Origin of the sequence: Nocardia sp. SYP-A9097 (genome assembly GCF_009649815.1) — a bacterium.
Taxonomy (GTDB): domain Bacteria; phylum Actinomycetota; class Actinomycetes; order Mycobacteriales; family Mycobacteriaceae; genus Nocardia.
The window spans coordinates 72,497-88,034 of record NZ_WJIC01000006.1 but is presented as its reverse complement, the minus strand read 5'-3'; the positions used below and the strand labels follow the sequence as shown (position 1 = coordinate 88,034).

The 15,538-nt window shown below is 66.3% G+C and carries 10 protein-coding genes; all 10 read left to right on the top strand.

Going from position 1 to position 15,538, the window contains the following annotated elements:
* Window positions 1-133 precede the first annotated feature (133 nt).
* The 10 genes from GFY24_RS14735 to GFY24_RS14690 all read left to right on the top strand — a co-directional run bounded on the left by GFY24_RS14735 (window position 134) and on the right by GFY24_RS14690 (window position 15,514).
* Window positions 134-1,729: an APC family permease gene (locus tag GFY24_RS14735; RefSeq protein WP_153805860.1), complete on the top strand. Its 1,596-nt coding sequence runs from the start codon at window positions 134-136 to the stop codon at window positions 1,727-1,729.
* Between the two features lie 49 nt (window positions 1,730-1,778).
* Window positions 1,779-2,744 (top strand): nitrilase-related carbon-nitrogen hydrolase, encoded by a 966-nt coding sequence (locus GFY24_RS14730; RefSeq protein WP_153805627.1) that lies wholly within the window; start codon window positions 1,779-1,781, stop codon window positions 2,742-2,744.
* On the top strand, window positions 2,744-3,772 hold the full coding sequence (locus tag GFY24_RS14725) for an agmatine/peptidylarginine deiminase (protein ID WP_153805626.1): 1,029 nt from the start codon (window positions 2,744-2,746) through the stop codon (window positions 3,770-3,772). The genes GFY24_RS14730 and GFY24_RS14725 overlap by 1 nt, the downstream gene beginning before the upstream one ends.
* Before the next feature lie 168 nt (window positions 3,773-3,940).
* Entirely contained in the window at window positions 3,941-5,305 is a 1,365-nt protein-coding gene (locus tag GFY24_RS14720) for an NAD(P)/FAD-dependent oxidoreductase (RefSeq protein WP_309230857.1), read from the top strand.
* Between the two features lie 119 nt (window positions 5,306-5,424).
* Window positions 5,425-6,597 carry a hypothetical protein gene (locus tag GFY24_RS14715; protein WP_153805625.1) on the top strand — a complete coding sequence of 391 codons (1,173 nt, stop codon included), beginning with the start codon at window positions 5,425-5,427 and terminating at the stop codon, window positions 6,595-6,597.
* A 34-nt stretch (window positions 6,598-6,631) separates the two neighbouring features.
* The gene (locus GFY24_RS14710) at window positions 6,632-8,494 is read left to right on the top strand and encodes a serine/threonine-protein kinase (protein ID WP_194852875.1); all 1,863 of its coding nucleotides are present in this window, start codon (window positions 6,632-6,634) and stop codon (window positions 8,492-8,494) included.
* Window positions 8,491-10,386 carry a serine/threonine-protein kinase gene (locus tag GFY24_RS14705; RefSeq protein ID WP_194852874.1) on the top strand — a complete coding sequence of 632 codons (1,896 nt, stop codon included), beginning with the start codon at window positions 8,491-8,493 and terminating at the stop codon, window positions 10,384-10,386. The genes GFY24_RS14710 and GFY24_RS14705 overlap by 4 nt, the downstream gene beginning before the upstream one ends.
* Before the next feature lie 178 nt (window positions 10,387-10,564).
* On the top strand, window positions 10,565-11,713 hold the full coding sequence (locus GFY24_RS14700; RefSeq protein WP_153805622.1) for a hypothetical protein: 1,149 nt from the start codon (window positions 10,565-10,567) through the stop codon (window positions 11,711-11,713).
* A 34-nt stretch (window positions 11,714-11,747) separates the two neighbouring features.
* Window positions 11,748-13,622 (top strand): serine/threonine-protein kinase, encoded by a 1,875-nt coding sequence (locus GFY24_RS14695; RefSeq protein WP_194852873.1) that lies wholly within the window; start codon window positions 11,748-11,750, stop codon window positions 13,620-13,622.
* Window positions 13,619-15,514 carry a serine/threonine-protein kinase gene (locus GFY24_RS14690; RefSeq protein ID WP_194852872.1) on the top strand — a complete coding sequence of 632 codons (1,896 nt, stop codon included), beginning with the start codon at window positions 13,619-13,621 and terminating at the stop codon, window positions 15,512-15,514. Before GFY24_RS14695 ends, GFY24_RS14690 begins: the two co-directional genes overlap by 4 nt.
* Window positions 15,515-15,538 lie beyond the last annotated feature (24 nt).

Genomic DNA, 15,538 nt, shown 5'->3' with positions numbered 1-15,538 from the left:
ATTCGGTGCCACCCCGCGCTCCGGCACTGCCGCCGGACCGCGGTTCTTCACCGGCGAGGTGGGTGCTGTCTCAGTACCGCCAGACCCAGTACGAGGAGCTTGGATGCTCGTGCAGAATGCTTCCGAGGCGACAATGCCGTCGCGTGATACCCACGATGTCGGTGGCGGTGCCAGCGGTGCCGCCAGCGACAGTGTCAATGTTGCCGCCAGCGGCAAGGGCTTGGCCACCAACAAGGTCGGTACCTTCGCAGGCGCAATCCTGAGTATCGCGTCCATCGCGCCCGCCTACACCACCACCGCCAGTATGGGCCTGATCGTCGCAGCGGTCGGCTTGAAAATGCCCGCGCTGCTGATCGCCGGGTTCATTCCGATGTTCCTGGCCGCCTACGCCTATCGGGAATTCAGTGCCGAAACCCCGGACTGCGGAGCGTCTTTCACCTGGTCGGCCCGTTCACTCGGTCCGTACGTGGGTTGGATGGCCGGTTGGGGTTCGGTAATCGCCGTCGTCATCGTGCTGGCCAATATCGCGGCGGTGGGTGCGGAGTTCTTCTACCTGTTCGTCGGGCGGCTGGTGCATTCGGAATCCATTGCCACCCTTGGCGATAACAAGCTCGCCAATATCGTGACGACGCTGGTGTTCCTGGCGGCGGCCGGGTGGGCGGCCAGTCGCGGCATCAGTTCGAGCGAACGCGTGCAGTATGTGCTGGTCGGCTTCCAGTTGGTGGTGTTGCTGTTGTTCGCCGGTATCGCACTGGCCAAGGCTATGACCCACGACGCCCCGTCCGGCCTGAGTTTCGATATCGACTGGTTCAACCCGTTCACCGGACTCACCTTGGGCGCGTTCGCGATCGGCCTGATCGGTTCGGTCTTCATGTACTGGGGCTGGGATACCGCGCTGACGCTCGGCGAGGAGTGCAAGGACCCCAAGCGCACGCCGGGCCGCGCGGGACTGCTGTCCATCCTGACCGTGCTGTGCACGTATCTGCTGCTGGCCGTGGCGCTCATGTGGTTCGCCGGAGTCGGCGATACCGGTATCGGTCTGAGCAGCCCGGAGACCACCAATAATGTCTTCGGTGCGCTGGCCAAGCCGGTTATGGGCGGGGCGGGTGAGCTGCTGCTGTTCCTGGCCGTGCTGGTCTCGGCCATCGCGAGCCTGCAGGCCACCTTCCTGCCCGCGGCCCGTGCCATGCTCGCCATGGGAACGTTCAAGGCGCTGCCGGAGCGGTTCGCCACGGTGCATCCGACGTATCAGGTGCCGCGTTTCAGCACCGCCGTCGCGGCCGTGGTGGCGGGTGCCTTCTATACGATCACCGCACTGCTGTCCGAGCATGTGCTGCTGGATACCATTGCCGCGCTCGGCATCATGATCTGCTGGTACTACGGCATCACCGCCTTCGCGGCGGTCTGGTACTTCCGCAAGCACTGGTTCTCCTCGGCGCGCGACTTCGTATTCAAGCTGCTGTTCCCGCTGCTCGGCGGGACCATGCTGCTGGTGGTCTTCGTGATCTCGGTGCGGGAGAGTCTCAAACCCGAAGTCGGCAGTGGCGCTTCGATTTTCGGTATCGGCCTGGTGTTCTACCTGGGCTTCGGGATTCTGGCGTTGGGCGCGGTGCTCATGCTGGTGCAGCGTCTGCGGGATCCGGAGTTCTTCCGCGGTAAGACACTGCCGCGCGCGGTGTCGGGTGATCCGATGCCGGTGCCCGCGGAACCACACCTCAGCTCGCTGTAATGAAACCGCCAGTCCCCCAGTCCACTTCGAGCACGATTCCGGAGTAGTAATGAAGGTCATCACCTGTTTGGAACCGCCCGTCTCGCATGCGCGGGTCGACGCCCCGATCCGGGAACCGTTGCGCGTGGCCCTGGTTCAGCATCGCTGGCAGGCCGACGGCGAGGCCCTGCGCGCCGAATTGAACGAAGGCATCGCTCGCGCGGCCGAATTGGGCGCCAAGGCGGTCTTCCTGCCCGAGGTGACCTTCAGCAAGTACCCGGCTTTCGAGCGCGGCGGCGCGAATCCGGGTGCGGAGGCGGAGGATCTGGCCACCGGACCCACCTTCACCTTCGCGGCAAAGGCGGCCGTGGAGCACGGTGTGTTCGTGCACGCCTCGCTGTACGAGCACGCCGATCAGGGCGATGGACTGGGCTTCAATACCGCGATCCTGGTGTCCCCCGATGGAGAACTGGCCGGCCGCACCCGCAAACTGCATATTCCGGTGACCGAGGGCTATTACGAGGACACCTACTTCCGGGCGGGCCCGGCCACCGAGGAGGCGTACCGGCCGCACAGCCACGCCGATCTCGGTGATGTGCGCATCGGCATGCCGACCTGCTGGGATGAATGGTTCCCGGAGGTCGCGCGGATGTACTCGCTCGCCGGGGCGGACATGATCGTCTATCCGACCGCGATCGGTTCCGAGCCCGGTCACCCGGACTTCGATACCCAACCGCTGTGGCAGCACGTGATCGTCGGCAACGGTATTACCGCGGGCACCTTCATGATCGTGCCCAACCGATATGGCAATGAAGGCGAAATCACCTTCTACGGTTCGTCTTTCATCTCCGATCCGTACGGCCGGGTGCTGGTGCGGGCGCCGCGTGACGAGTCGGCGGTGCTGGTGGCGGATCTGGATCTGGATCAGCGCAAGGACTGGCTGACACTGTTCCCATTCCTGGCGACCCGCCGACCGGATACCTATGGTCGCCTCACCGCGCCGGTCGATCGCGAGCACCCGCTCGGGCGGGCGTGATGACGGAATGGCGTATGCCCGCCGAGCATTCGGCGCATCGGCGGACCTGGATGGCCTTCCCACCCGCGGGCTCGGAGATCACCGCGACCCAGGACGCGACCGACGAGGCGCGGGCCGCGTGGACCGCGGTCGCGCACGCGGTGGCCGAGTTCGAACCGGTGACCATGGTGGTCGATCCGGCCGATGTGCGTGATGCCAAACTCATCCTGTCCGGTGCCGTCGACATTCTCGAAGCACCGCTGGATGACGCCTGGATGCGCGATATCGGACCCACCTTCGTGCATGCGGCCGACGGCTCGGTGGCAGCGGTGGACTGGGTCTTCAATGGCTGGGGTCAACAGGATTGGGCCCGCTGGGGCAATGACGGCAAGATCGGCAAGATGGTCGCCGCGGCCGCCGGCGTGCCGGTCATCGATTCACCGCTGGTGAACGAGGGCGGTGGCATTCAGGTCGATGGCGCGGGAACGGTGCTCCTCACCGAGACCGTGCAGCTGGATCCGTTCCGCAATCCGGGACTGTCCAAGGCCGACGTCGAGAACGAGCTGCGGCGCACCATCGGCATCGATACCGCGATCTGGCTGCCGCGCGGATTATGGCGGGATTCGCAGCGCTTCGGTACGCGCGGGCACGCCGATATCGTGGCGGCGCTGCCGTCGCCCGGGGTGGTTCTCGTGCACGATCAGCGTGACCCGGAGCATCCCGATTACGAGCTGAGTCGCGAACTCGTGCAGCAGTTCGAATCCGAAATCTCCTGCACCGGAAAGCCTTTCGAGGTGATTCCGGTGCCAGCCCCGCGCACGCTGCGGGATGAGGAGGGTTTCGTGGACTACAGCTACATCAACCACTACGTCTGCAACAACGCGGTCATCCTCTGCGGCTTCGACGATGCGAATGATGCCGAGGCCGCCGAGATCATGTCCCTGGCGTATCCCGGGCGCGCCATTGTGACCGTCGACGCCCGGGAGATCTTCGCGCGCGGCGGCGGTATCCACTGCATTACCCAGAATGAGCCGCTCCCGGCTCGCTGACCTGCACACCGGCTGCCAGGATGCACCGGACCGTACACGCCGATCCGGCGAATGAGGGGCGGGCCGATGCACCGAAACGGCGCGGGCATGATCGTGATCGTGCGCACATACTTAATTAGCTACCTTCGGGTTATCCGAAGGTTCTCGACTTACCGGTAAGGAGTTCTCGTGGCTGTCATCACTCGTGACGTTGTGATCGTGGGTGCTGGACCGTCCGGCCTGACCGCCGCCGCCGAATTGCGCAAGTCCGGCCTGTCGGTGGCGGTGCTGGAGGCCCGTGATCGGGTCGGCGGCCGCACCTGGACCGGCGAATTCGACGGCGCCATGATCGAGATCGGCGGCCAGTGGCTGTCCCCGCACCACACCGCCGTGCTGGCGCTGGTCGAGGAGCTCGGCCTGTCGACCTTCTCCCGCTACCGGGACGGCGAGTCGGTCTACCTCGCCGCGGACGGTACCCGGCAGCAGTTCACCGGTGACGTCTTCCCCGCGCCCGCCGAGACCGCCGCCGAGATCGACCGGCTGATCGCCCTGCTGGACGAGCTCGCGGCCGAGGTCGGCGCGGAGGCCCCGTGGACGCATCCGCAAGCGGCGGAACTGGATTCGATCCCGTTCAGCATCTGGCTGGAGCGCCAGTCCGAGAACGAGTACGCCCGCGAGACCGTCTCGTTCTTCGTCGCCGGTGCCATGCTGACCAAGCCCGCACACACCTTCTCGACCCTGCAGGCGCTGCATATGGCCGCCGCGCAGGGCTCCTACACCGCGCTGGCCACCGATTCCTTCATGCTCGACAAGCGCGTTATCGGTGGTATGCAACAGGTTTCGCAGCGCCTGGCCGCCTCGCTGGGTGCCGATGTACACCTGAACGCGCCGGTGCGCCGCGTGCGGTGGTCCGACGCGGGTGTCACCGTCTTCGCCGACGGCGATCTCGAGGTGCGCGCGGGCCGTGTGGTCCTGGCTGTGCCGCCGAACCTGTACGCGGGCATCAGCTTCGACCCGCCGCTGCCGCGCCGCCGGCACCAGATGTACCAGCACATGTCCTTCGGCTTCGTGGTCAAGGTGCACGCGGTCTACGAGACCCCGTTCTGGCGTGAAAAGGGTTTGTCCGGAACCGGTTTCAGCGATACCGACATGGTCTCGGAGGTCTACGACAACACCAATCACGGCGTGGACAACGGCGCCATGGTCGGCTTCATCGCCCACGAACAGGCCGACGCCTACTTCGCCATGGAGCCCGCCGAGCGCAAACAGGCCGCCCTCGACTGCCTGGTCCGCTACCTGGGCCCCGAAGCCGCCAACCCGGTCGTCTACTACGAATCCGACTGGGGCACAGAGGAATGGACCCGCGGCGCCTACGGCGTCAGCTTCGACCTCGGCGGCATGACCCGCTACGGCCACGACCACCGCGACCCCATCGGCCCCATGCACTTCGCCTGTTCGGACCTGGCGGGCCACGGCTTCCAGCACGTGGACGGCGCGGTTCGCATGGGCCAGCGCGTGGCGGCCGCCATCGTGGCACAGCGCAGCCTGGTCTGAGAGCACCACTGCCCGCCCCGGCGTGAACACCGAATGGCCTATGCCGTCGACCGATGTTAGGTTCTTGATCGGTTACAGAAGGCGACAGCGGGTCATCGGTGTCGCGGCGTGGGGGGCGTATGCGGTACAGATCGGGTCGATTCGCCGTCGCCGCAATAGGTTTACTGCTGCTGATCGCCGCATGCGGCGGCAATTCCGGCGGCACAATCGATTACGGCTCATACCCCGTACATCGCATCGAGGGTGACTTCGATCAGCGCCCCAGCCGGGCGCGCGGCATTCTCGCGGAGTCGCTGCGGCTGGGCGAGCGCATCGTGCTCGCGAACGAGGTCGACTCCGATCTCAGCGCGGGGCGTGGTGGCGGGGTGCTGGTCGACAGCAGTGGTCTCACCGACAGCACGCTGTCCGGGCCGCAACGCTCCGCGCTCCAGGGTTATTCGATACTCGGTGGTTACAGCGCGTTGGCGGGGAACAAGCCCTTCGATCCCGCCGAGACCTCGAAGAAATTCCTGGCGGTCTCGATTCTCGCCTTTCCGGATGAGCAGACCGCCGCGGCCGCGGCCGCGGATATGGAGCACGCCGACTTCCTGAGCAATATCGACAATGCCCCGGTCGGTCTGGACGCCTATCCGACCGCCATCAGTCACTGGCGGCCCGGCGTACCGACACTGGGCAGTTGGCTGTCCTGGAAGTCGCTGGTTATCAGGGTCTTCGCCGAACTGCCCGCCCCGGACTTCGGCAAACTCGCCGAGCAGGTGACCAAAACCCTCCGGCTGCAGGTATCGGCGCTCGAAAGGTTCACTCCCACTCCGGTATCGGAGCTTCCGGCCCTGCGCCTGGATCCGGACGGCCTACTGCCGCTGCTGGTCAAGACCGACGACTACACACCGGACGATCGCACCTTCGCGGTCTACAGCACCCGCGCCTTCGCCGCCGCCTCCGCCAAGCCCGCGGCGGATTTCGAGGCGAACAGTTCGCGCGGCGTGACCTCGATCGCGGTGTCGCACAACAAGATGCTCTACCGCCTGCGCGACGCGGCTGCCGCCACCGAGTTCACCGCCCATCAGGTCGAGGCCACACAATCGGAGTATCTCCCGATGCATGGTGTGGCGAACCGGAATTCGATCGTCTGCGCGCAAGCGAAGCAGCCGAACGCGCAGTCGGCCGAAGCGTCGCGTTTCCGCTGTCTGATCACGCGTGGCGAATATGTGGCCAAGGTCTACAGCAATACCGATATCGATGTGCGCCGCTTGGCCGCGGCCCAGGACTCCGTGCTGTCGGACAGGCAGTGAGACAACGCATGTCACTATCCGGAGGGGGCTCGGGATGAAGCCGCTCATGCCGCAGGATCCACAGTGGCTCGGGGAGAATCGGCTGCTGACAGTGATCGGCCAGGGCGGTATGGGCCGGGTATTCCTGGGCCGGACGCCGACCGGAAGACTGGTGGCGGTCAAACAGATTCACCGGCATCTGGCCGGTGATCCAGAGTTCCGGGCGCGCTTCGAGCGCGAGGTACAGGCGGGCCGGATGGTGACCGGCGCCTATACCGCGCCGGTGATCGACAGCAGCGCGGATCCGGAAAACCCGTGGCTGGCAACCGAATACATCGCCGCACCGGATCTGGCGACGGTGCTCGAGGAGAGCGGTCCGCTGCATCTGGGCGGGCTGCGCCTGCTCGCGGCGGGACTGGCCGCGGCGCTGGTGGAGATTCATCGCGCCGGTCTGGTGCATCGAGATCTCAAGCCCGGCAACGTTTTGCTCACACCACAGGGCCCCCGATTGATCGATCTCGGAATTTCCCGGGTGGAGCATGCCGACGGGCAGTTGACGATGACCGGCCAGATGATCGGCTCCCCGGGCTATACCGCGCCGGAACAGTCGGAGGGTCGCGCGGTCGGCCCGGCGGCCGACGTGTTCTCCCTCGGGGCCGTATTGGCCTTCGCGGCAACGGGTTCGGGACCGTTCCCCGGTACCTCGACACCGCAGATCATGTACGCGATAGCGCACTCGGCTCCCGATATCACCGGTGTGCCGCCCTCGCTGCGCGGGTTGGTCGAGTCCTGTCTGGCGAAGGATCCCGCGCAGCGGCCCACCGCCGAGGAGGTGCTCACCACTGCCGCCGATATCACCGCGGAACCGGTGTGGCCGGAACCGGTGTGCACCCGGATCGCGGCCCATCGCGCCGATTCCGACTGGTGGGCCGAGACCGCCGAGAAACAGTCGAAGTATCAGGATCAGTTGGCGGACATCCGAAATCACCGCCGCGAGCTGCTGCGGTGGCTCGCCGTTGCGGCGGTGGCGGTGCTGGTGCTCGCCGGAGTCGGCACTATGGCAAGCCACTGGGCAGCCATGAGCGGGCATGCGGAGCCGATGCACGATCCCTCACTGGCGCTCACCGCGGCGGAGTTGCGCACGCTGGACGACTGCAAGCTGCTCGATATGACGCTGCCCGGGAAGTTCGGCACCCGCAAGAGCGATCCGGACCGGGATTCCGTCGTAAGTTGCGGTCTCACACTCACCGACGCGGCGAACAAGAGCGTCACCTTCAAGCTGGAGGTCGGTGCCCTCCTGTCCGAAACCCTCATCCCCGCACAGAACACCGGCCGCACCGTCGGCTGGACCCCGATCTTCGGTGGTGATGCTTTCTACAGCAGCTGCGACCGGTCGGTGATTACGCAGAGCGGTGGCCAGGTCGCGCTGAAACTCACCGTGCAAGGAGGGAGCGGTGATCAGTGTGAGGTCGCCGAGTCAGCTCTGGTCGCCGTCGTGCGGCAGCTGACGGTATTCGTTCCACTACGGCGGCTGGCACTGGATTCGGTGCTGGCGGTCGACCCCTGTGCGGTGCTCGACCTCGATGCCGGCCGCGCCATCGCGGGCGATCCGGCCAAGCGCGACAGCCAATTTCCGCATGAATGCGCGATCAGTGGCGACAACACCAGTGTTCGTCTCGCGCTGGCGGAAACCAGCCGGCCCGACAGCGGTTCCGAGAAGTTCCAGCTGGGCTCGTACACGGTGTTCCGCTCTTCCGGGGACACTTCCTGCTCGATCGCCTATATGGTGCGCCCGACCACGGGGAAGATGGCAGAAGTCGCGAATATCTCGGTCGCCGACCGCTCGGGGAATATCGATACATGCGCCAGGGCTCAGGAGCTCATGGCCGCTGTCATCCCCAAACTGCCGAAAGCATGACGGTGCAGCCACTTACACACGATGATCCCAGGACGATCGGCCGGTACCGAGTCCTCGGAGTGCTCGGCCAGGGCGGGATGGGCCGAGTTCTGCTCGGGGCCGGGCCGGACGGTCGCCTGGTGGCGATCAAGCAGGTGCACGCGCATCTGCTGAACCAACGCGGCTACCGTGCCCGATTTCAGCGCGAGGTGTCGGCCAGTACGCGAGTCTCGGGCGCTTTCACCGCGCCGGTGGTCGATTTCGATATGGACTGCGAGACACCTTGGCTGGCATCGGTTTTCGTCGTCGGCGTGCCATTGAGTCAGGCTGTCGAGGAGTGCGGCCCGCTGCCGGTGCCGGCGGTCCGGGCACTGGCGGCGGGCTTGGCGGTGGCGCTGCAGGACATTCACCGCGCCGGTCTCGTCCATCGAGATCTCAAGCCCGCCAACGTACTACTGACCGCGGATGGACCGCGCGTGATCGATTTCGGCATCGCGTACATGATGGAGAATCCCGGCGGTCTGACCGAAACCGGCTCCACGCTGGGCTCGCCCGCGTTCATGTCACCGGAACAGACTCTGGGCGAACCGATTACGGCAGCGAGCGATATGTTCGCACTCGGTTCGGTGCTGGCGACGGCGGCCTCGGGGACCAATCCATTCGCGACTTCCTCGGTGGCGTACACGCTATTTCAAATCGCGCACGGTGAATCCGATCTGAGGACGGTCCCGGCGGAACTGCGCCCGGTGATAGCGCCCTGTCTCCACAAGGATCCGGATCTCCGGCCGACACCTGCTCAGCTGATTGCCCAGTTGGGCAGGCAATCCGAGGGTCCGGCCCCGTGGCCCGAGCCGATTCGGCGCGCCATCGAGCGACAGGGTCCAGGTCTGACGGGTGTCGCCGGCGATCGCGACGCGACCCTGGTGGGTTCCCGAACACCGCGGTCGGTAGGTCCGCTCCGGACCGCCGAGATGACCGCTTCCGGATCGCGTCTTCGACGAAAATCGTTGTGGCTCAGCTTTGCCGCGCTGTTGATGATCGCGACAGCGCTGGCGGGTGTGCTCGTCTGGAAGGCCGGCAACAACCCGCGCGCTTCGTCAGTGGCCGATACATCGCTGACCACGCTGCGTGAAGCCGACTCGTGTGCTTGGCTGCGCCAGGCGCTCACCAGATCGGTTCCGGCGGAATCCGGTTGGGACCCCAATCCCGCGACCTGGACCACGAGCGTCTCCTACACCTGGGGTTGTATCGCCAAGTCCGGGGATCAGCGGCTGCTGGTCCAGCCCGGCGATACGACCGCGCTGATGGAACCGATCGACGCACAACTGAACGGCATGCGGCTATACGGGAGTGACGACTCCGAAGCCGTCGGCTGCTTTAGGGGCGTCAAACTCGGCGGCGGAGAACAGGTATGGGGCATCACCGTAGATCTGACCCATGCGCGCAACTGTGATTTCGCCGTTCATGTGATCGAGCGGCTTCTCGCGACCCGCACGACGGCACCGAAGTGGGCCGATGCCATCTCGCTGGCCCGTATCGACCCCTGCGAGGTCGTGCCACACGCCGCACTCGACGCCACGATCGGCCCACTCTCACAGTCACCACCACTCACCACCGCGCGCAGTTGCCACTGGGACGGCTCGTCGACCCTCGAGGTGGGCACACAGCTCTCGGACCTGTCCACCATCCGGGTCGACCCCGCGCTCGATCTGGGCAACGGCCGAACCGCATTCCCCCGAACCACCAGTCTCAGTTCGGTTTGCGAGCTCCTCTACCCCGTCCGCACCGTGGCGAATGAGCAGGAGATCGTCAGTGTCCGTATCGACGGAGTCCAGGGTGCACGCGAAGCCCACTGCGGCACAGCGAGATCGATCCTGCTTGCACTCATAGGCCAACTGCCCGCAGGGAATTGATTCGCCGGTGTGAACGCCTACCGGGGCAGGAGTCTCCACGGCCCAGCGAGCATATCCTTACACCGAATAGTATGGCCCGGGTTCCGGTGTCAGGTTCGTCAGCGGTTATCCGGGAGAGGGAGGAGCGCCGGTTACACGGCGCGGGGGATGTATGCGGTTCAAACTCGATCGATGGGCTGTGGCCGCATTCGGTAGCACGCTGCTCGTCACCGCCGGCTGTGGTGGAAATGGCAGCACCGCACCCGATTACGGGCCCTATCCGCATGAGCGCATCGATGGCGACTACGACACGCGGCCGAGTCTGGCGCGTGGCCTTCTCGTGGAGTCGCTGCGGCTCGGTGAGCGGGTGTTGTACGCGAGCAGTGTCGACCCCGACCTGAAGGTAGGACGCGGGAGCACGGTACTGGTCGACTATGAGGGCGTAACGGGACCGAACTCGGGACCACACCACCGGGTATTGGACCGGTATCAGGTGACCGGCGGTTTCAGCGCCCTTGCCGCGAACAAACCCTATGATGCCGCCGAGACCTCGAAGAAGTTTCTGATGGTTTCGCTGCTGGCCTTCCCCGATGAACAGACCGCCACGGCGGCGGCCGGGGATATGGAGCGCTCGGACTTCGAATTCAATTCGGACAATGTCCCGGTCACACTGGATGCCTATCCGGAGGCGCTGAATCACTGGCGGCCCGGTGTTCCGACGGTGGGCAGTCTGTTGCAGTGGAAGTCGCTGGTCATCCAGGTCTTCGCGGAACGGGAGGAGGCGGATCTCGGTGCGCTCACCGAGATGGTGACCAGCACACTGCGACAGCAACTGGCCGCGCTCGAAACATTCACCCCCACACCGGTATCGGAGCTGGCGTCGTTGCGCTTGGACCCGGACGGTCTGCTGCCGCTACTGGTCAAGACCGGCGACTACACCCCCGACGACAACGATTTCTCCGTCTACGGCGTGCACACCTACGCCACGACACGGGACACTCCGGCCGTGGACTTCGAGGCGGATCAGCGGCGTGGACTGCTGGCAGTCGCCTACTCGCACAACAAGGTTCTGTATCGGTTACGGGACGCCGGCGGTGCGACGGATTTCGCGAGCTATCTCACCGGCGCCCACACAACTCCGGAGTACGTCCCGATGCGCGGTGTCGCGCACCGCCGAGGCATTACCTGCGGTCAGGCGACACAGCCTGCGACACAGCGGATTGCGGCCCGTCGTTTCCGATGTGTGATCACCAGCGGGGCTTACGTGGCGGTCGTCTACAGCAATGTCGATACCGACGTGCGGCAATTGGCCGCCGCACAGGACTCGGTATTGGCGGAGAAACGGTGAGGCAGTACGTGTCACGTCGAACGGGAGACCGGCCATGAAGCCGCTGACACCCCGGGATCCGCAGCGGCTCGGCGGAATTCGCCTGCTCACCACCATCGGCCGGGGCGGCATGGGCCGGGTGTTCCTGGGCCGCACGCCGACCGGAAGACTGGTGGCGGTCAAGCAGATCCACCGGCATCTGGCCAATGACCCCGAATTCCAGGCCCGGTTCCAGCGGGAGGTGGATGCCGGTCGGCTGGTCACCGGCGCGTACACCGCCGCGGTGGTGGACAGCGATACCTCGCCGGAGAATCCCTGGCTGGCAACGGAATACATTCCCGCGCCGGACCTGGCGACAGTGCTACAGGAGTGTGGTCCGCTGCCGGTGGGCGGGCTGCGACTACTGGCCGCCGGGCTCGCGGCGGCCTTGGTCGAGATTCATCGCCCCGGCTTGGTGCACCGAGATCTGAAGCCCGGCAATATATTACTGACACCCGAGGGTGCGCGGGTGATCGATTTCGGTATCGCTCGCGCGGTGGAGACCGACGGGCAATTGACCGCCACCGGGACGATGATCGGCTCACCGGCCTATATGTCACCCGAGCAGGCCGAGGGCCGGGGTGTCACGCCCGCGGCCGATGTCTTCTCCGTCGGCGCCATCCTGGCAATGGCGGCATCCGGAACCAGCCCATTCCCGGGCACTTCGACGCCGCAAATCCTCTATCGCATAATGCATTCCGCGCCCAGCCTGGATCAAGTGCCGTCCGCGCTGCGCGAACTGGTCGAGGCGTGCCTGGCCAAGGACCCGGCGCAGCGGCCGACGGCGCGAGAGCTCTTGGCGGCGACCGGCACGATCACCGCCGAACCGGTGTGGCCGGAGCCGGTGCGGACGCATATCGCGGCCCATCGCGCCGACTCCGAGTGGTGGGTGGAGACGACCGAGAAGCAGCTCGCCTATCAGGATCAGCTGGCGCACATCAGAAGTCGCCGTCGCCGCGTCCTGCGGTGGGCGGCGGTGGGGGCGGTCGCGATGCTCGTACCGGCCGTCGGCGGTGTCGCACTGAGCCACTGGGCGATGGCGAGCGGGCACGCGGTGGCGATGGCGGATCCGTCGCTGACCATCACCCCGGCGGAGTTGCGTGTGCTGGACACCTGCAAGTTGATCGATATGGCGGTGGCCGGGAAGTTCGGCGCGCGCACCGGCGACCTGTCGCAGGATTCGAAGGGTGGCTGCGGTACCGACATCACCGATGCGGCAAAGCGAAAGGTGACCTACACGCTTCGACTCGGCGGCTCGGTCACCGACAGGGCGCGCTATGACGACAGCACGGGGCGCAGCGCGGGCTGGGCTCCGATACTCGGGTCCGAGCCGACCGGTGACGAATGCGGTCGCGAGGTGATCACCCAGACCGGCGAACCCGCCGTGCTCGAGATGACCGCGAAGACTCCGGACGGGGACCCGTGTGACACCGCCGAGCAGGCGCTGACCGCTGTGGTCCGGCAGCTCACCGTCTATGTTCCGCTGCGTCAACTGCCGCGCGAGTCGATTCTGCGCGTCGACCCGTGCTCGCTGTTCGATACCGCCGAGGCTCGGGCACTCTCCGGCGATCCCGGAAAACGCACGGCCACACCACATTCCTGCGCGGTAGGAGGCAGCGACGCCACGATCACCCTTTCACTCGTGGAAAAGGGGCGGCCCGACCACTCTTCCAGCGGCCACGTCAAGTTTCAGGCGGGGCAGTACGTCGCGTACCGGAGCACTGTCGATCTGCCCCGCAGATGCTTCCTGGACTACCTGGTGCGGCCGACCACGGGCGAGCAGGGCGAGGTGCTGGCGGCCGACATCAGCGTTCGGTCAGGGGATGTCGACGCCTGTGCCGAGGCCGGGCAGATACTCGCCGCGGCGATCCCACGGCTGCCGAAGCCATGACCATCAAGCCGCTCGCGCCCGACGAGACGCGAATGATCGGTGGATACCGGGTGCTCGGCGTGCTCGGTGCCGGTGGGATGGGCCGGGTACTGCTGGGTGCCGGACCGGATGGCCGGTTGGTCGCCATCAAACAGGTCCATCCGCACCTGCTCGATCAGCGCGGATACCGGGCGCGGTTCACCCGCGAGGTCGCCGCCAGTACCCGGGTGTCGGGAGCCTTCACCGCGCCGGTGGTCGACTTCGATGTCGATGCCGATATCCCCTGGCTGGCTTCGCTTTTCGTGAACGGGGTACCGCTCGACCAGGCGGTTCGGGAGCATGGTCCACTGCCGGCGCCGGCGGTGCTGGCGCTCGCGGCCGGTATGGCTGTGGCCCTGCAGAATATCCACGCCGCCGGGCTGATCCACCGAGACCTCAAGCCCGCCAATGTATTGCTGACCTCGGATGGTCCGCGCGTAATCGACTTCGGCATCGCCTACCTGGTGGAGAACCCGACCGGTATTACCGAAACCGGGGCGACCCTGGGCTCGCCCGCCTATATGTCGCCGGAACAGACTCTGGGCGAACCACTTTCGGCCGCCAGCGATGTGTTCTCACTGGGGACGCTATTGGCGATGGCCGCGACCGGGACCAATCCCTTCGCGGCCGCCTCGCTGGCGTACACGCTGTTCCGCATCGCGCATACCGAGCCGGATCTGGAGCTGGTGCCGCTGGAGCTTCGGGAGCTGATCGCGGCCTGCCTGCAGCGTGATCCGCACTTCCGGCCGACCACCGCGCAGCTGCTCGAGGGACTGGGCAGACTACCCGGCGGCCCCGCGCCGTGGCCTGCACCGATTCAGGAGGCCATCGCGCGGCAGCATCGCGAATTGGCGGGTATCGCCGCCGATCCCGATGCGACCGTGGTGAGTTCACGCATCGGCCGAGCCGGTGATGCGACCCGGCCGCTCCGCTCCGCCGGTGCGAAACGATCTCGGCGCCGCCCGCTCCGCCTGGCTCTCATCGCGGCACTGGCGGTGGTGGCCCTGGCGGCGGCCGGGCTCACTTGGGTCCGCCTCGGGCACCCACAGGCACCGCCACCGGTGGCCGTACCATTGCTGTCCCAACTGCGGAATACCGATACCTGCGCCTGGTTGCGCCAGGCCGTCGACGGCGCGGTTCCGGCGAACTCCGGATGGCCTGCCGATACCGGTGCCTGGACGATGGAGATGACTTGGGACTGGGGATGTTCCGCGCAATCGGGTGACCACCGATTGACGGTCCAGCCGGGGTCACCGCTCACCGCGATGAAGCCGACCGGCGGGACGGTCGCGGGTTTGCGGACCCTAGGCATAGCGGGCTTCGGCCACTGCGCCCGCGGTGTCGACCTCTCCCGGACGGCCGGACCGTGGGGCATCGATGTGGGCACGGGCCCTTCGGACGACTGCGGATTCACCGAATTCGTACTCTCCCAGCTGATCCGCACGCAGTCGTCGGCGCCGAGACGGACCGACGCCGCATCCTTGGCTGGCGTCGACGTCTGCGCGCTGGTGACGCATGACCTGTTGAACGCGCTCATCGGACCGGTCCAGGAGCAGCCGTCACAGGTCGACGCGCACAGCTGCCAGTGGCCTGGATCGTCCACGGTGCGAGTGCGTTCGGACCTGGCCCAGCTCCCGAACTATGCCGCGGACGAATCCTTCGATCTGGGTGGCGGTCTGCACGCCCTGACCCGTTCGGCCGCGACCAGAAGCACTTCCGAGTGCGAGCTCACCTACGCCTATCGGACGGTCGGCGACCAGCAGGAGGCGCTCTGGGTGACCACCCGGGGCTCGGACGGCGAGTACGAAAAGCTCTGCACCACATCGGCATCGGTGCTGCGCGCGGCGATAGGTCAACTGCCGAAGGCGAATTGAGCTGTGCACCGGTGGTCCGGGCCG